The 15,921-nt window shown below is 53.3% G+C and carries 17 protein-coding genes; 1 reads left to right on the top strand and 16 read right to left on the bottom strand.

Features of this window, described 5'->3' with window-relative positions:
* Nucleotides 1-296 precede the first annotated feature (296 nt).
* Entirely contained in the window at nt 297-1,034 is a 738-nt protein-coding gene (locus P771_RS0100545) for a response regulator (protein WP_051617016.1), read from the top strand.
* Nucleotides 1,035-1,049: 15 nt separating this feature from the next.
* On the opposite strand, the gene P771_RS0100540 is transcribed toward P771_RS0100545, so the two are convergent.
* The 16 genes from P771_RS0100540 to gcvH form a co-directional block, all read right to left on the bottom strand.
* Nucleotides 1,050-2,006, bottom strand: a complete 957-nt coding sequence (locus P771_RS0100540) for a membrane protein (protein ID WP_028573601.1) — start codon at nt 2,004-2,006, stop codon at nt 1,050-1,052.
* 11 nt (nt 2,007-2,017) lie between these two features.
* Nucleotides 2,018-2,263: a hypothetical protein gene (locus P771_RS0100535; protein WP_028573600.1), complete on the bottom strand. Its 246-nt coding sequence runs from the start codon at nt 2,261-2,263 to the stop codon at nt 2,018-2,020.
* Between the two features lie 109 nt (nt 2,264-2,372).
* On the bottom strand, nt 2,373-3,563 hold the full coding sequence (locus tag P771_RS0100530; protein ID WP_028573599.1) for a DegT/DnrJ/EryC1/StrS family aminotransferase: 1,191 nt from the start codon (nt 3,561-3,563) through the stop codon (nt 2,373-2,375).
* A gap of 48 nt (nt 3,564-3,611) precedes the next feature.
* Nucleotides 3,612-4,589, bottom strand: coding sequence for a Gfo/Idh/MocA family oxidoreductase (locus P771_RS0100525; RefSeq protein WP_028573598.1), 978 nt, complete (start codon nt 4,587-4,589; stop codon nt 3,612-3,614).
* Nucleotides 4,576-5,715: a lipid-A-disaccharide synthase gene (lpxB, locus tag P771_RS0100520; RefSeq protein WP_028573597.1), complete on the bottom strand. Its 1,140-nt coding sequence runs from the start codon at nt 5,713-5,715 to the stop codon at nt 4,576-4,578. The genes P771_RS0100525 and lpxB overlap by 14 nt, the downstream gene beginning before the upstream one ends.
* A gap of 18 nt (nt 5,716-5,733) precedes the next feature.
* A complete protein-coding gene (locus P771_RS15950) occupies nt 5,734-6,033 on the bottom strand; it encodes a hypothetical protein (protein WP_051617015.1) in 300 nt (99 codons plus the stop codon).
* A gap of 10 nt (nt 6,034-6,043) precedes the next feature.
* The gene (mnmE, locus tag P771_RS0100510) at nt 6,044-7,423 is read right to left on the bottom strand and encodes a tRNA uridine-5-carboxymethylaminomethyl(34) synthesis GTPase MnmE (protein WP_028573596.1); all 1,380 of its coding nucleotides are present in this window, start codon (nt 7,421-7,423) and stop codon (nt 6,044-6,046) included.
* Between the two features lie 60 nt (nt 7,424-7,483).
* A complete protein-coding gene (jag, locus tag P771_RS0100505) occupies nt 7,484-8,365 on the bottom strand; it encodes an RNA-binding cell elongation regulator Jag/EloR (protein WP_028573595.1) in 882 nt (293 codons plus the stop codon).
* 243 nt (nt 8,366-8,608) lie between these two features.
* Nucleotides 8,609-10,327, bottom strand: coding sequence for a membrane protein insertase YidC (yidC, locus tag P771_RS0100500; protein ID WP_028573594.1), 1,719 nt, complete (start codon nt 10,325-10,327; stop codon nt 8,609-8,611).
* The gene (gene yidD, locus P771_RS18590; RefSeq protein ID WP_084301545.1) at nt 10,327-10,632 is read right to left on the bottom strand and encodes a membrane protein insertion efficiency factor YidD; all 306 of its coding nucleotides are present in this window, start codon (nt 10,630-10,632) and stop codon (nt 10,327-10,329) included. Before yidD ends, yidC begins: the two co-directional genes overlap by 1 nt.
* 65 nt (nt 10,633-10,697) lie before the next feature.
* Nucleotides 10,698-11,057 (bottom strand): ribonuclease P protein component, encoded by a 360-nt coding sequence (gene rnpA, locus P771_RS19075; protein WP_028573592.1) that lies wholly within the window; start codon nt 11,055-11,057, stop codon nt 10,698-10,700.
* Complete coding sequence (rpmH, locus tag P771_RS0100485) at nt 11,045-11,182, bottom strand: 50S ribosomal protein L34 (protein WP_435050730.1); 138 nt, start codon at nt 11,180-11,182, stop codon at nt 11,045-11,047. The genes rnpA and rpmH overlap by 13 nt, the downstream gene beginning before the upstream one ends.
* 74 nt (nt 11,183-11,256) lie before the next feature.
* Nucleotides 11,257-12,609, bottom strand: a complete 1,353-nt coding sequence (locus P771_RS0100480; protein ID WP_028573590.1) for a dihydrolipoyl dehydrogenase family protein — start codon at nt 12,607-12,609, stop codon at nt 11,257-11,259.
* Between the two features lie 6 nt (nt 12,610-12,615).
* On the bottom strand, nt 12,616-14,055 hold the full coding sequence (gcvPB, locus tag P771_RS0100475; protein WP_028573589.1) for an aminomethyl-transferring glycine dehydrogenase subunit GcvPB: 1,440 nt from the start codon (nt 14,053-14,055) through the stop codon (nt 12,616-12,618).
* A gap of 96 nt (nt 14,056-14,151) precedes the next feature.
* Complete coding sequence (gene gcvPA / locus P771_RS0100465) at nt 14,152-15,483, bottom strand: aminomethyl-transferring glycine dehydrogenase subunit GcvPA (protein ID WP_028573588.1); 1,332 nt, start codon at nt 15,481-15,483, stop codon at nt 14,152-14,154.
* Nucleotides 15,484-15,542: 59 nt separating this feature from the next.
* Nucleotides 15,543-15,917: a glycine cleavage system protein GcvH gene (gcvH, locus tag P771_RS0100460; RefSeq protein WP_028573587.1), complete on the bottom strand. Its 375-nt coding sequence runs from the start codon at nt 15,915-15,917 to the stop codon at nt 15,543-15,545.
* Nucleotides 15,918-15,921 lie beyond the last annotated feature (4 nt).

Below are 15,921 nucleotides of genomic sequence, written 5' to 3'. Positions count from 1 at the left end.
ATCGCTCCGGGCCGGCTGCTCTGACCAGGGTGACCAAAGTCCCGGGTTCAGAGGTGCTGGGTCTGTGGACAGGTTAATGGGGGTATATCCGAATCCTTTAAAATCTGGTCTTCAGGTGCAGGGGCTGAGTTTTTCCTGATCCTGGTTAAAAGATTGTTTAGTTCGACTGGAAAAGAAAGTAAAAAAAAAGTCAAGATGTTTTCATTTTTTTGGCCTCCAGGGTCAATAATTCAGGCCCGGGATATTGCCTCTGAATTGGTTTGGTTTTAGCGTGGTCGGAAAAGAGGTTTTTACTGATGGCGGAACTTGATCAAAACACCGGTAAAAAAGGCCTGGTCAATGAACCGGAAAAGATTCTGATAATTGATGATGAATCTTCAACCAGGAACCTGTTTTGCATGTTCCTGGAGGCTTACGGTTATGAGCCTCTCCAGGCTGAGAACGGGGAACAGGGGCTTGAGATCTTCAGGACTCAAAAACCGGGCATTGTATTTACTGATATCAAGATGCCGGGCATGGACGGCCTGGAAGTGCTGAGACAGATCAAATCCCTGGCTCCCATGACCGAGGTCATTGTCATCACCGGCTACGGCGATATGGAGCTGGCTGTAAAGGCCCTGAATTATGATGCCACGGATTTCATCAATAAACCCATTAAAAGGGAAAGCCTGGAAAAAGCCCTGAAAAGAGCTGGCCAGCGCCTTGAACTGGGTCAGACCAGAAAAAAGTCCATCTATCTTGAATTCCCCGGACAGTCCGAGGCCAGGATAGTCCTTGACGGGAATATCAATGCCTTTTCCGAACCATACCTGTGGGAGGCCTATAACACCTGCCTGGAAAAAAAGGTCAGCGAGGTCAGCCTGGTTTTCAGATACAGTGCTTCGGTCAACGGAGCAGGCATGGCTGCCCTGGGAGAGATCATTACTGATGCGGCCAGGAGGAACCTTCAGGTAGCCATTTCAGGTTTATCATCGAACTTTATCAAGGTTTTCAAGGAACTTGGATTCCTGGAAAAGGTTGAAGTCCGGACCTGACAGGCCCACCCTGAATCAACCCCAGACATAATAGCCCCAGCCCACGACCATAAGACTGCCGGCCCGGAGGGTCTGGTTGTAAATGATCAGCCTCAGGGCCAGGGCCGGGCTGAAGATGCCTGCGTAATACGGCAGCTGGTGCCGGATGGCCCTCATGGGTGATGAGAGTATGTTTCCGGTGATCAGGGCCAGGACTATTTCCTTGATCCCCAGGGCTCCGCTGTCCAGAAGGGCTCCGGCAGCTGCCAGACCGGCGGAGAATTCTGCAGCCAGCTGAAGGACCACCACGCCAATGGCCTGGGGCGGCAGAAAGCTCAGAGCACTGACGTGGTCAGCCATGAACTGTTCCACCAGGGCAAAGAAGCCCGTATTCAACAGAATATAGAACAGAGTGTAGATGGGCACCGTGAACATCATCACTTTCTTGAATCTTGTTCCAAACCTGAGCCGGACTTTGGCCAGGATTTCGGACCAGACCAGCCTGGTCGATGGCGGCAGCTCACATCGGATGCACTGGTCTTTTTTGGCTGGCAGGATGAACCGCCCAATGAAAATTACCACCAAGGTTCTGAGTACGGCCGAAGAAATTGTCAGCAGAAGATAAGGCACTGCTGCAGCCTTGATCAAAGGGGCGATGATGAAAAAGGTTGTGGGCAGGTGCAGGAAATAAGTGGGCAGGGAATTGAACAGGTTGGAAAGGACAAGTTCCTTGCGGTTCAGCTTTTTTTGTTCATAGGCCTCGGCCAGCATGGTGTTGGCCGTAATCCCTGAAAAAAAGGCCATGGAAAAGCTTGCCCCAGAAATATCTTTAAGTCTTCCGGCCCTGACCAGGGGTGTGGCCAGCATGGCCATCGCCCTGGTCCAGTTCATGGCCTCGATGAGGTTGCCCACGAAAACGCCCAGGGAGATGAAAAAGCCGAGTTTGAGCAGGGGGAAGAAAAGGCCTGACCACAGGTCAGGAAGGGAAAACATGGACCTGCTGGTCAGGCTGATTTGGTCTCGGTCCAGACCGCTGCCGGGTTGATGGCCAGGGCCTGGCCTTTTTTGCTGATCACCCGGTTCATTTCCAGTTCATCCACAGCCTTTTCCAGAAGGTCCCGGGGTGCGTTCCAGCGGGGTTCAATGTTCTCCATTTCCAGAGAAACCTTTGAAAAATCCAGGTCAAAGAGAATCAGGTAAAGGGAAATGGCCTCCACTGACAGGCCCAGATTGAATATCTTGCTTTCCATAGTTTTTTTTCCTTTTGAGGTAATCCAAAAAAGTCTGTCTGATCATCATGTTGTTGGCCTGGATTAGAATCCAGGCCAAATCCTGAAAATTATCAGCCTTTGATCCATATCATGCCGACAGAACTGTCCGGACAATTTTTTCCTGGACGTGGCTTTCCAGATACGGATGCATGGGCAGGCTGAAGATGCGTTCGGAAAAATCTTCGCTCACTGGAAAATCCCCGGTTTCATAGCCAAGATAGGTAAAGGCCTTTTGCCGGTGCAGGGGCAGAGGATAGTAGATGGCCCAGGGTATATTGTTTTTCTCAAGTTCTTTGAAAATGGCCTGGCGGTGGTCCCTGTCCCTGGCCAGGAGGCTGTATTGGGCCCAGGCACTTTTCCGGTCAGGGAATATCCGGGGTACGGCCAGATCGGATCCTTCAAATAATCGGTTGTAATTTTCAGCAGCTTTGCAGCGCAGTTCCAGCTCCCGGGGGAAAACTTCCATCTTGGCCAGCAGAACTGCGGCCTGCAGGGTGTCCATACGGGCATTCAGGCCCAGACGGACGTTCTCATATCTGTCCCGGCCCTGTCCATGGACCCGCAAGGATTCCATGAGCTGGTGGGTGGCAGTATGGCTGGTAAAGCACATGCCTCCGTCACCGTAACATCCCAGGGGTTTGGCTGGAAAAAAAGAGGTGCAGGCCAGGTCTCCGATGGCACAGGTGGAGCGGCCCTTGTATTCAGCTCCAAAGGACTGAGCCGCGTCAACAATGAGTTTGAGGTTTTCCGACCGGACGATTTCCTCCAGCTGGTCATAGTCGCAGGGCAGCCCGAACAGGTCCACGCTGATGACTGCCCTTGGAACCGGATCTTTTGGAACAGGGTGTCCAAGCTGGCTTTTCCCTCCGGATCTGGGCAGGGCCGGACCATTTTTTTCTCTTTTTTTCAGGGCGGCCAGGGTCTGGGTCAGCTTTGCCGGATCAATATTAAAGGTCCGGGGATCAATATCCACAAAGATCGGGACAGCGCCAATAAAGGCTATGGCTTCAGCTGTGGCGAAAAAAGTAAACGGGGTGGTCAGGACACCGTCTCCTGGCTTAAGGTCCAGGGCCAGCAGGGCCAGGACCAGGGCGTCGGTTCCTGAAGAGCAGGCCAGGGCGTGCTTTTGTCCGCAGAAATCAGCCAGCCTTTTTTCCAGTTCCCTGATTTCAGGCCCCATGACATAGGCGCCGTGATCAAGGACTCTGTCCATATTGGTCTGGACCTGATCTTTGATCAGGCTGAACTGGGTCTTAAGGTCGATGAAGGGTACGTTCAACTGAGCCCCCGGTGGAAAATGAGTTGATGGTTTTGCAAAAAGAAATCCTTAAGGTCTTGCTATCTTATCCAGGATGGTGTTGGCAACCTCCAGAGCCTGCCGGCCCTGCTCTCCTGGGACCTCGGGTGCCAGGTCCAGGAGCACGGCTTTGGCAAATTCCTCAAGCTCCATTTTCAAAGAGTTGACTTCAGGGACCTGAGGCTTCTGGTAAACTATGTTTCTGGCCTTTTCTCCCACCCCGATCTGGCTGACCACCATTCCGTCTGATTCCTGCCCCTGGTCCTGATTCAGCATAAAAACATCGGATTTTTTTTCCATAAAATCCATGGCAATATACTGATTTTTCTGGAAAAGTCTCATCCGGCGCATGGACCTGAGAGAGATCCGGCTGCTGGTCAGGTTGGCCACGCATCCGGTTGCAAATTTCAGCCGGACATTGGCTATGTCCTCGGTATCTGAAACCACGGCCACTCCGCAGGCGTCTATATGGGTCACCGGACTGTTGACCATGTACAAAATGAGATCCAGATCATGGATCATCAGATCCAGGACCACACTCACGTCGCATCCCCTGGGATTGAACTGGCTTAGCCGATGGGCCTCGATGAACATGGGAGCCAGGTTGTAGTTCTTTACGGCCAGCATGGCCGGGTTGAACCTCTCAATATGTCCTACCTGGATTTTTCTGTTTTTTTCCCTAGCTCTGGCAATGATCAAATCCGCTTCCTGGACCGAGGTGGCGATGGGTTTTTCTATGAAAATGTGGCAGTCCTGCTCCAGGGCGGCCATGGCCACTTTGAAATGTTCGCTGGTGGGAACGACAATGCTCACGGCATCCACCCGGGAGAGGAGTTCATCCAGTTCTGCAAAGGGGGTGGAGTTGCAGTCAGCACAAACCTTTGCAGCCTGATCCTGGTTGATGTCGTAGACTCCGACCAGGTCGATGATCTCAATTTCAGCAGCCAGTCTGGCGTGGAATTTTCCCAGATGGCCTACCCCCACGACACCCAGTTTAAGCTTGTCCATGGACTTTCCTTTTGTTCATGATTTTCAAGGCCAGATCAGCCGTGGTTTGGGCGGCGGACCTGGTTCCGAGTATGGACTTGATGGTTTTGAGATCTTCCATGACCTGTCTGGTCTTTTCCGGATCATAAAGCCAGGTCCTGACGGCTGACAGCATCTTTTCCGGGTTGGCCTGATCCTGGATCAACTCCGGAAAAACGGTTTTGCCCAGAATCAGGTTGGGCATGCTGATATTTTTGACATGAATCAGCAGCCGACCCACCAGGTAACTGATCCAGGAAAGTTTATAAGCCACAACAGCAGGGACTTCAAGGATGGCGCACTCCAGGGTCACGGTCCCGGAAGCAGCCAGGGCCAGCCTGCTTTTTTTCAGGTATTCATATCGGTTTTCTGGGGATATGAACTCCAGCCAGGGGGCTGATCCGCAAAATTCCTGCAGGTACTCCTGGCTGATCCCCGGGGCCTGGATAAGGCTGAAGATCAAACCGGGATTTTCCCGGCGCAGCTGGGCAGCAGTAGCAACGAACAAGGGCAGCAGAGAGGAGATTTCCTTTTTCCTGCTGCCGGGCAGAATGGCGATACGGTCCGGTTCAGGCCTGATTTTTTCCAGGCTGGGCAAATCCAGGGTTTCCATGACCGGATGGCCGACAAAGGTCGTCCTGACCCGGTGTTTTCTGAAAAAATCCTGTTCAAATGGCAGGATGCATGCCACCTGATCCACGTATTTTCTCAGGAAATCAACCCTTGACTTGCGCCAGGCCCAGGCTTGGGGTGCGATATAGTAGATGACCGGTATATTCAGCTCAAAGGCCATCCGGGCCAGGCGAAAATTAAAATCAGGGGCATCCATCAGGATGAGGATGTCAGGCCTTTTTGCCTTTAACCGGGCTTTAATGGTCTTAAGATAGCCCAGAATTCTGGGAAGAGCACTAAAGACTTCGGTCAAACCCACCAGGGAGAGATCCTCGGACCTGAAAACCGTCTGCAGCCCGGCCCGGCGCATGGCCGGACCTCCCATGCCCATGATTTCAAGACCGGGTGATCGCCTTTTCAGTTCAGCCATGAGCCTGGCACCGTAATTATCTGCAGATGTTTCACAGACATTCATCCAGACCAGTTTTTTCTTCATCAAAACCAGGCTCCAGTATCAGTTGAATCTTTGTTTTCCGGCCCAGGCTCTGGTCAGGCTTTTTTCAGGCATTTTCAGGGTTAGGGCGAACTCTTCCTGATCCGGGGCGCATGACGGACATCCCCGGGACAGCAGCATCCACTCAGGTCCCAGCTCCTGTTTGACACCTGAATGTCTGATGAGGTGAGTGGTGGTCCCCCTGGCCCAGACCAGGGGACGCCCGCACCGGCTGCACTCCACGTACAGGGTTTCCATATCGAATTCCTGCTCCTGAGCGGTCTTAAGCTCAGGGACTGACTTGATGGTTGTTATTTTCATGGTGAACAGGTTATTTGCCGATGCAGAAGTTGTCAAAGATCGAATCAAGGACTTCATCCGGAGTGATCCTCCCGGTGATCTGGTCCAGTTCAGCGCATGCATAATCAAGTCTGGCAGCCAGGAGATCATAAGGAATTCCTGCCAGGGCTTCCCCAGCCAGGGCTTCAAGCTCAAGAACGGCTTTTTCCAGACAGGACTTCTGCCTCAAATTGGGCAGCAGACAACCCCCGGGGTCCAGCTCCTGCCCAGCTAAGGCTTTCTGCCTGATCCTGGACAGGAGTTGTTCCAGGCCGAGCCCTGTTTTGGCGGAAATTTTCAGGACATCCGGGTAATCATGTTCAATAGTTTTGATCCAGGGCAGAGGCGATGCTGCCAGGTCCCATTTATTCAGGGCAATGATCAGTTTTTCAGGGTCTGTCTGGGCCAGGACTTCCTGGTCCTGGGGGGAAGGAGCAAGGGTGGCGTCCATGACCAGCACCAGGACATGAGCCGACCTGATCAGTTCCCAGCCCCTTTCCATACCTTTTTTTTCCACCTGATCAGCTGTGGCCCTGAGTCCGGCTGTATCCACCAGCCTTACTGGCAAACCTTTCAGATTCAGCCCTTCTTCCAGGTAGTCCCTGGTGGTTCCGGGAAGTTCGGTGACAATGGCTCTTTCCCTGCCCAGTATGGCGTTCATCAGGCTTGACTTGCCGGCATTGACCCGTCCGGTCAGGACCACCAGGGCTCCATCAGTCCAGATCCTGTTCTGGTCCGAATCAGTGATCAGCCCTCTGAGATCAGTGCAGCAGGCAAGGGCTTGGCCGGCAAGGTCCTTTTGGGAAAGGCATTCAATTTCCTCTTCAGGGAAGTCAACCGCCAGGCAGAGCTGTTTTTTGAGTTCCTCAAGGCTCTGTCTGAGTCCCTGGATTTTTTCGGCCAGAAGTCCCTGGAGCTTGTTTCTGGCCATGAATACTCCGGCCTGAGTGGGGGCATTGATCAATTCAATGACTGCTTCGGCCCGGGTCAGGTCCATCTTGCCATTTAAAAAGGCCCGCTTGGTGAACTCACCAGGTTCTGCCATCCTGGCTCCCAGGGCCAGCACTGCCTCCAGCACTCCTTCCAGAATAGCAGGATTTCCGTGGCAGTTGATTTCAATGGTGTCTTCCCCTGTATATGATCCCGGCCCGGGCATGAAGCTGACCAGCACTTCATCCAGAGCTTCCCCGCTGATGCTGGCAATCCAGCCGTGGACAAGCCTGTAGGGCTCAAGGCTTTTCTTTTTTCTGCCCGGGGTAAAGATTTTGCCGGTTATGGCCAGGGCATCCGGTCCGCTCAGCCTGACAATGCCCACTGCCCCCAGGCCTACCGGGGTTGAAATGGCAGCTATGGTGTCTTTCTGGTGATTCATGCAAGTTGCCTGGAATAAAAAAAGGGGCGGAGAATGTTTCTCCGCCCCGCTTTATCCGGATTATTCCTGGGAAGGTTTTTTCCGTCGCTGTTTGGGCACGATGAGTACTCTTTTCATTGGACCGTCGCCCTTACTCTTGGTCCGAATTTTTTTGTCGCTCTGCAGGGCCATGTGGACTATCCTGCGATGGTAGGAACTCAAGGGCTTGGTGCTCATGGTCTTGCCGATTTTTTTGGCCTTGGTGGCCAGCTGATAGGCATTCTGCTGGAGTTTTTCATTCTGCTTTTCCAGAAAATCTTCAGTATCCAGCTGGACCCTGGCTGCACCGGGCCTGCTTTTGGCTATGATCCGGTTGGCAATGTACTGGATGGCGCTCAAGGTCTGTCCATCCCGGCCAATAAGCAGTTCAGACGAGCTCTGGTCCTTGATCACCACGCTGATGGGCCTGGTCTGATCATCAATAGTGATTTTGGCGTCCGGCGAAAGTGGGGTGATCAGCTGGACCATGAGGCTGGATATGAACTCCTTGAGTTCAGGATCTTGGGGATAAACTTCCTTTGCCTGAGGGGCTTTTTCAGGTTCAGCATCCTGGATTTCGGGTTCAGTCTGGGAGTGATCGGGCTCCTGGGGTTTTTTTTCCATTTGAGCAGGTTCAGGCGGAGGAACAGGCTCCTTTTCGGGCTGCCTGGCATTGGCCTGCCCGGTTTCAGGTGCCTTAGGCTGGGCATTCTTCCGGGGACGGTCCAGCTGGTCATCGTTGATCCGGGACCTTTTCCTGGCCTTTATTCTGGCCTTTTTGACCCCTACCAGTCCGAATATGCCTGAAGAGCCTCCGCTCTCGATTTCAATCTCCAGCTTGTCGCGATCAATTCCAAAGTAGGTGCAGGCGTTGGCAATAGCGTCGTCAACGTCCTTGCCTGAGAATTCAATGTAATCTTCCATTGTTGCTCCTTAAAAGACTGCATTCAACCAGACATGGATAAAATGGGCTTTTAAGCGCCGTCAGGCCCGAGTCGGGCAAAACAGGGAAAGCGCTTTCAGTCCGCCCCGGGCAGAAAGGTGTTCAATCTGGACCGAGGTGAACATCAATGGCATGTCCGGTCAGTGAGTTGCCTGATTAGTGTGATTTCAAAGAACAGGTTTTTGGGCCGGATCGCTGCAGGCATTCTGATCCGGCAGTCAGGGTTATTTCTTTTTCCTCTTTTTGGCCGCCTTGCGAGCTGGTGACGGCTTGGGCTTGTCCTGCTTTTCCTCGACCTGGGGTTCATCTTTCTGGTCATCGGCCTTCACAAGGGGCTTATTGCCGGCACTTCTGAGCACCCACCACTGCTGACCAATGGAAAGCACATTGTTGGCCAGCCAGTAAAGTACCAGCCCTGAAGGGAAGGTGATGAAAATGAATATAAAGACCAGGGGCAGAAAAAGCATTATCTTGGCCTGAAGTGGATCGCCCGGTGCCGGAGCCATTTTCTGCTGTAAAAACATTGTGGCCCCCATCACCAGGGGAGTTATGTAAAACGGATCTCTGGCCGACAGATCAGCCAGCCAGACGATGTCTGTAAAGGGCAGGTAATAGATGAATGCAGCATGCCGCAGTTCAACCGCACCCATCAGTCCCTGGTACAGGGCAATAAACACTGGTATCTGGACCAGAATGGGCAGGCAGCCGCCAGCCGGATTGACCTTGTAGGTCTTGTACAGACGCATCATCTCTTCATTCATCTTTTGACGATCGTCTTTGTATTTTTCCCTGATTTTGGCCATCATGGGCTGCAGCTTCTTGAGCTGGTTCATGGACTTATAACTCTTCTGGGCCAGAGGCCAGAAGATGATTTTGACCACCAGGGTCAGCAGGAGGATGGCCACCCCGTAGTTGCCGGTGTGACTGTGGAAAAAATTCAGTGAAATGATCAGAGGCTTGGCAATAATATTGAACCAGCCGTAATAGATGGCCCTGTGCAGCTCGGCCGGGGCGTCCCTGAGAAATTCCCGGTCCTTGGGGCCGATATAATAGGTGTTGGCCATGATCCTGGCCATGCCGGGTTCGATATACAAACTTTCGGACACGGTGATCCGGTAGATTTCATTCTCCAGGTCAGCCCTGAGGGTGGAATCCTGGGCAGTCTGGGGAACAAAGGCCAGAAGAAAGTAATGGTTGCCGATGGCCCCCCATTTTAAGCCGTTTTGATGGGTGAAGCCGTCCCTGAGCTGGCGGTCTTTTTCATGGCTCAGCCCGCTCTGGTCAAAATAGGCCACCCTGGTCGGGTTGTAGCGGTCATCGGAAAAAGCAGGCGTGGCCAGGATATTGCCCAGTTCACCCACCACCTGGGAGTCGGTAGTGTTGATAACCTCTATTTCTTCTCTGATTTCATAAGTGTCTGCCAGGAAGGTCATCTTTCTGATGATTTCAACCCCGCCTACCCGTCCGGTAAAAATGAGGCTTTTTTCTTCGCCGGGCCCAAGGTTTATATCATCGCCTTCAAAGGACCATTCTCCTTCGATCCATGTAGGAACTCTGTTCCAGGAGATACCCATGGGGCCCCGCATCAGAGATCTGGGGGTGATGAGGTCGATTTGGGCAGAGTCTGGGTCAATGGTCTGGCTGAACTGTTTGAGCAGAAAGTGCTCCAGAACTCCGCCTGAACTGTTGAAGGTGGCCCGGTAAAGAGGTGTTTCCACCACGATCTGTCTGCCCTCCACCGCTTCAAACCGGGCTGCTTCCCTTGGTCTGAGCTCTCCAGGAGCAACATAGTCCGGCTGGAGCGCATCAGGAGAGATGCGCTGTTCTGCAACAGGCTCATCAGTGGTGGCCCTTTGGGGCGGAGCAGGAGGGAACAGGAAATTCCACAGCAGCAGGACACCCAGGGACAGGACAACAGCGATAAGGACTCTATGAATTTCCATTATGTTTTCTGGCTCCTAAGAATGGATTTGACAGACCGCGGGCAGGAGGAGTCCGGATTAGGGAGTGCTTTGAACAAAGCCCGGAATGAGAATTTTTCCGGGACTGGATCCAGCCCGGCCTTGAATAAAGGGTTGCATCTGGCCAGGCGAAAAATGGTCAGGGCCAGGCCCTTGATGGCCCCGTGAGCCTGAATCGCCTCTCTTGAGTATTCCGAGCACGTGGGTTGGAAACGGCAAACACAGGGGAAAAGGGGCGACAATGCGGTCTGGTATAAGGTTATCAATTTTATAAAAATATATCGCATCTCATTGGCGGCATAGATTTTACTTCTCCAAAGCCCTGCCGGGCCGGGAAGTTTGGTTTTCCCGGTCAAAGTATTTGATTGCCGATCCGGGAAAGCAGATCAGTGATTTCCTGGTTGACCTGCTGCTGAGTAAGGTTGTCCAGATCAATGCTTTTTTTGCAGACCACAACAAAGTCAGCCTTGAGTCCAATGCTGTGCTGGTTGACCCTGAAGAACTCCCTGATAAGCCTTTTGACCCTGTTGCGCTTGACTGCCGGGCCCACTTTGCCGGAAACTGCTATTCCCAGGCGCCATGAGGGCTGGTGATTGGCCCGGATAAAAACAATGAAGCTTGGTGTAAAATAGCGACGGCCCCTGGAGTAGCACTCCTGGTAAAGGGGCCGTTTGGTTATGCGTAAATGCCTGCCAAAGGTTAAACGGACAATCTCTTTCTTCCCTTGGCCCTTCTGCGGTTGATCACGGCCCGACCGTTCTTGGTCTTCATCCGGACCCGGAAACCATGGGTCCTTTTTCTTTTGATCCTGCTGGGCTGATATGTTCTTTTCATGATCTCTTCTCCTTAAAAAAAGTAAATAAGCAAAATATCCACCTGCTGAGCTTTAGTCAAGTTGTAATTAGGCAGAGTCATCCGTTTTCAAGCCAGGGGGCTAAAAGGGCCTCTTTTAATGTCTCATCCAGGGTGGGGTGAGCAAAAATATACTGTCTGGCCTCTTGCTTCGTCCATTGCTGCTGAGTGATGACCTGGCAGAGGTTGACCAGTCCGGACAGCCCGTGACCTGCACCGGTGATGCCTGTCACCCGGCCCTGGGACCAGAATACCTTGATAAAACCCTGGATCAGTCCGTGTCCCTGGACAATGGGATTGGCCGCAGTCATGGCTTTGGAGACCTTTATCTCCTTTTCCCGGAGCCAGGGGTGGTCCGGAAGAATTCCAGTCCGGACAACCTCCATGGAACCATAGATGCAGGAGGGAATGGCCGGAAAAGGATAGGGGCTGGTTTGAGCACCCAGGATATGGGCTACTGCATACTCAGCCTGGTGGGATGCAGCATGGGCATACATTGATTTTCCGTTGACATCCCCCACAGCATAGATCCCCGGGGCAGCCCGGAGGTACTGGTCGGTCTTTATCCAGCCCGGCCCCTGAGTCTGAATATCTGCGGACTTGAGGTTCATGCCGGAGCCGGCCGGGAGCCGGCCTGTAGCCACCAGGCACTTTTCCACCTCAACCTCCTGGCCGCTGTCCAGGCGGATGACCAGGCCGGAGCTGCCCGGGCTGACGGATTCCACCCTGACCCCTGTTTTCAGGACCCATTTTTTTCTTTTAAAGTATCTGGTCAGTTCAAGTCCGATTTGCGGGTCTTCGTGGGGAGCCACCGAGTCCAGGGCTTCAATAAGGGTGATTTCCGTACCCAGCCGCGAAAAAATCTCAGCCAGTTCAATGCCTACAGGTCCGGCTCCGATGACAGCCAAGGATTCAGGCACAGTCTCCAGTTCCAGGGCGCTGGTGGAAGTCAGGATCCGGTCATGGTCCGGAGAAACAGCAGGGGGGCTGCCGCTTCTGGAACCCATGGCCAGAATCAGGCTGGAGTACTTTATGGTCTCATCCTCCACCACCAGCCGGCCCGGACCATCCAGTCTGGCCCGGCCCTGGACAATGGTTATTCCCGCCTTTTCCAGGCTGTCCTGCATGGATTTCCGGGTGGCACTGATCAGGATTTTTTTGCGGTTCTGAACAGCTGCCAGATCAAAGCTGATCTCACCCCGGGCCAGTCTGAGCCTTTTCTGGCCATCCAGCTCAGCTTCCGGACTGGTAGTGCCCAGCAGGAGCTTGGTAGGGACGCAGCCCTTGTTCAGACACGTTCCTCCAAGGGGGCCGGATTCCACCAGGGCTGTTTTCAGGCCGTTCCGGCCTGCTGCAAGGGCTGCTGCATATCCCCCGGGTCCGGCACCGATGATGACCAGTTCAAAATTCATGATCCATCATCCGCAAAGGTGCATGGTTCTGGCTGCCAGGACTTCATCCAGCCTGGTAACCGGCAGGTTCTTGGGAGAAGACTTGATTGCTTCAGGGTCGGTTTCAGCCCTGGTCAGGATTTCCAGAAGGTCGTCCACAAAAGTGTCAAGGGTTTCCTTGGTTTCGGTTTCTGTGGGCTCGATCATCAGGCACTCTTTGACAATAAGGGGAAAGTACACAGTTGGAGCATAGTGGCCTTTGTCCAGCAGGGCCTTGGCTATGTCAACGGCCCGGACCCCGTTTTGAGCCTGGTTCACGGCTGAGGCCACGAATTCGTGCATGCAGATCCGGTTGTAGGGTATGACAAGCTGTTTTTCCAGTCTTTTCCTGAGATAGTTGGCCGCCAGAACAGCGTTTTCTGAAACCCGGAGCAGTCCTTCCCGGCCAAGCCTCAGGATATAGGCATAGGCCTTGAGCATGACAGAGAAGTTTCCATAAAAGGGGGCAATATACCCGATGGTATCAGGATAGTCGTATTTTAAAAAAAACTGGCCGTCTTCCAGACGGACAACCCTGGATACCGGGAGAAAAGGCTCAAGCTTTTTATTCACACCCACTGGTCCTGAACCTGGTCCACCGCTGCCGTGGGGGGTGCCAAAGGTCTTGTGCAGATTGAGATGGACCACGTCAAAACCGGCCCGGCCCGGTAGCATCCGGCCAAGGATGGCGTTCAGGTTGGCTCCGTCATAGTACAGAAGACCATCCACCGAATGGATCAGGTCCACTATTTCCGGCAGATGGGTTTCAAAAAGCCCCAGGGTGTTGGGGCAGGTCATCATTATTCCGGCCACGTTTTCGTCCAGAACCTGCTTAAGGGCTGCAGGATCGATGATCCCGTCCTTGGACTGGATGCTGACCACTTCATATCCGGCAATGGCAGCAGAGGACGGATTGGTTCCATGGGCTGAATCCGGAACTATGAGCCTGGTTTTGCGGTTTCCTTTTTTTCGGTGATAAGCAGCCATGAGCATGGCTCCGGTGAGCTCTCCATGGGCTCCGGCCATGGGCTGCAGGGTATAGGCGTCCATGCCGGTTATCCTGCAGAGCAGGTCTTCCAGGTCATAGATCACCTGGAGGGCCCCCTGGGTGTAAAGCCCGGCTCCTTTGAGCTGGGGAAGCAAAGGGTGCAGATCAGTAAAGCCCGGGAGTGCAGCCACCTGTTCCATGAACTTGGGATTGTACTTCATGGTGCAGGAGCCCAGAGGATAAAAATTGGAATCCACTCCAAAGTTTTGTCTGGACAGTCCGGTGAAATGACGGACAACGTCCAGTTCACTCACCCTGGGCAGATCCGGCGGGGATTGTCTGGACAGGGATTCGGGAATGAGTTCAGGGCGTGCTGGTCCGGTCCTGGTTTGCTGGGCGCTGGTCCGGCCGGGAATTGATTTTTGAAATATTGTCTTCATGGTGTTTTAAAACGGTCCTTGATGGTTAAAACAGGTCTGTAAAGACCCAGCTGAACATTAAAGTTCAGACAAAGCAGCCGGACTGCAGGCAAGCCATTACAGGGCCCCCCTGATGAGCTCGGACAACATGCCTATGTCTGTTGGACTGATCTTTTCAGTGCAGGCCATGAGCAGACAGTTTTCAAGGCCTGGATAGTACCTGCCCAGAGGAAAGCCCGGGACAAATCCCCGGGGTACCAGGCTGTCGACGAGGTCATAGGCGCTTACAGGCAGGCGGATGGCGAATTCATTGCCAAAAGGGGCCTTGTTCAAAAGGCTTACTCCTGGAATGGAGGTCAGCTTGTCCGCAGCATAGCGGGCCAGCTCCATGCTTTTCAGGGCAGTCTGCTCCAGTCCGGCAGGCCCCATCAGGCAGATATAGGCCAGGGCCTGCAGGGCGCACAGGCTCTGGTTGGAACAGATATTCGAAGTGGCCTTTTCCCGGCGGATATGCTGTTCTCTGGCCTGCAGGGTCAAAACGAATCCTTCCCTTCCCCGGGAATCCCTGGTTTTGCCCACGATCCTTCCAGGCATCTGACGGATGAGACTCCGGGAGCAGGTCATTATCCCCAGGTACGGACCGCCGAAACTCAGGGGAAGCCCCAGGGACTGACCTTCGGCCACTGCAATGTCCGCCTTCATTTCACCCGGGGTTTTAAGTACGCTTTGCAGAACCGGGTAGACAGAAATTATGGAGACTGCCCCCATGGCTGCGCATTGCTGGAAAAGATCGGAGTAGTCGGATATGCTCCCGAAGAAATTGGGGTTTTGAACAATAAGGGCTGCGGTCTCCTGATCCAGAGCCCGGGCCAGGCCTTTTGTATCGGGCAGACCATTGGATTGATCAACGGTTTCCAGATGCAGGTGCAGGTTTTTGGTGTAGCATTGGAGCATGTGCTGGTAAATGGGGCTCAGGTCGCTGGAAATGACAATTTTCTTGCGTCTGGTATGTCTGACCGCCATCATCATGGCTTCGTAGATGGCTGTTCCGCCGTCATAGACCGAGGCGTTGGCATAATCCATGTCCATGAGCCGGGCCATGGCGGTCTGGTATTCAAACAGGGCCTGCAGGCTGCCCTGGGAGGCTTCAGCCTGATAAGGAGTATATGCGGTGTAGAATTCAGATCTTGAGACCAGGGCCGGGGCTGCCGCAGGTATATAATGGTCGTAGAATCCAGCCCCGAGAAAGCTTTTGAGTCCGGTCCTGTTCCGGGAGGCCAGCTGCCTCAGGAAAGTCGTGACCTCCATTTCGCTCCTGCCCCGGGGCAGGTCGAATTTTTCCGGTGTCAGGGTCTCAGGGATATCCTGGAAAAGCTCGTCCATGGAACCGAGTCCAATGGTTTCAAGCATTTCCTTTTGCTGATCCTGGGTGTGGGGTATGTATGGCATCTTAAAATATCTGGGTTTAGATTGAGGTTAAAGCAATTGGGCCCGGGGTTGAATCCAGGTTAATCACCCTCTACCAGTCCGGCGTACTCTTCAGGACTGATCAGCCCGGTTACCGGACCAAGGACTTTGATCTTAACCAGCCATCCCCGGCCATAGGGATCCTGGTTGATAAGTTCAGGGGAGTTTTCCAGTTCATGATTGACCTCCACCACCTGACCGGAAACAGGGGCATAGATTTCACTGGCTGCCTTGACTGATTCCACCACGCCCATTTCCTGTCCTTTTTCAAGGTCTGTTCCAGGCTGGGGCAGCTCCACAAAGGTAATGTCTCCCAGCTGTTCCTGGGCAAAAAAGGTTATCCCGGTCAGGGCTGTCTGGTCCTGAACTTTGACCCATTCATGGGATCTGGAGTAAAGAAGTTCACTAGGTATCATGAAG

The sequence above is a fragment of the Desulfonatronovibrio hydrogenovorans DSM 9292 genome, assembly GCF_000686525.1.
GTDB classification, from domain to species: domain Bacteria; phylum Desulfobacterota; class Desulfovibrionia; order Desulfovibrionales; family Desulfonatronovibrionaceae; genus Desulfonatronovibrio; species Desulfonatronovibrio hydrogenovorans.
Note: the sequence above shows the minus strand (reverse complement) of the source record. Positions and strands in the feature narration are given on the sequence as shown.

Coding starts and splice junctions, on each gene's coding strand:
- P771_RS0100545 (WP_051617016.1), top strand. CDS start 297: ATGGCGGAACTTGATCAAAACACCGGTAAAAAAGGCCTGGTCAATGAA.
- P771_RS0100540 (WP_028573601.1), bottom strand. CDS start 2,006: ATGTTTTCCCTTCCTGACCTGTGGTCAGGCCTTTTCTTCCCCCTGCTC.
- P771_RS0100535 (WP_028573600.1), bottom strand. CDS start 2,263: ATGGAAAGCAAGATATTCAATCTGGGCCTGTCAGTGGAGGCCATTTCC.
- P771_RS0100525 (WP_028573598.1), bottom strand. CDS start 4,589: ATGGACAAGCTTAAACTGGGTGTCGTGGGGGTAGGCCATCTGGGAAAA.
- lpxB (WP_028573597.1), bottom strand. CDS start 5,715: ATGAAGAAAAAACTGGTCTGGATGAATGTCTGTGAAACATCTGCAGAT.
- P771_RS15950 (WP_051617015.1), bottom strand. CDS start 6,033: ATGAAAATAACAACCATCAAGTCAGTCCCTGAGCTTAAGACCGCTCAG.
- mnmE (WP_028573596.1), bottom strand. CDS start 7,423: ATGAATCACCAGAAAGACACCATAGCTGCCATTTCAACCCCGGTAGGC.
- jag (WP_028573595.1), bottom strand. CDS start 8,365: ATGGAAGATTACATTGAATTCTCAGGCAAGGACGTTGACGACGCTATT.
- yidC (WP_028573594.1), bottom strand. CDS start 10,327: ATGGAAATTCATAGAGTCCTTATCGCTGTTGTCCTGTCCCTGGGTGTC.
- yidD (WP_084301545.1), bottom strand. CDS start 10,632: ATGCGATATATTTTTATAAAATTGATAACCTTATACCAGACCGCATTG.
- P771_RS0100480 (WP_028573590.1), bottom strand. CDS start 12,609: ATGAATTTTGAACTGGTCATCATCGGTGCCGGACCCGGGGGATATGCA.
- gcvPB (WP_028573589.1), bottom strand. CDS start 14,055: ATGAAGACAATATTTCAAAAATCAATTCCCGGCCGGACCAGCGCCCAG.
- gcvPA (WP_028573588.1), bottom strand. CDS start 15,483: ATGCCATACATACCCCACACCCAGGATCAGCAAAAGGAAATGCTTGAA.
- gcvH (WP_028573587.1), bottom strand. CDS start 15,917: ATGATACCTAGTGAACTTCTTTACTCCAGATCCCATGAATGGGTCAAA.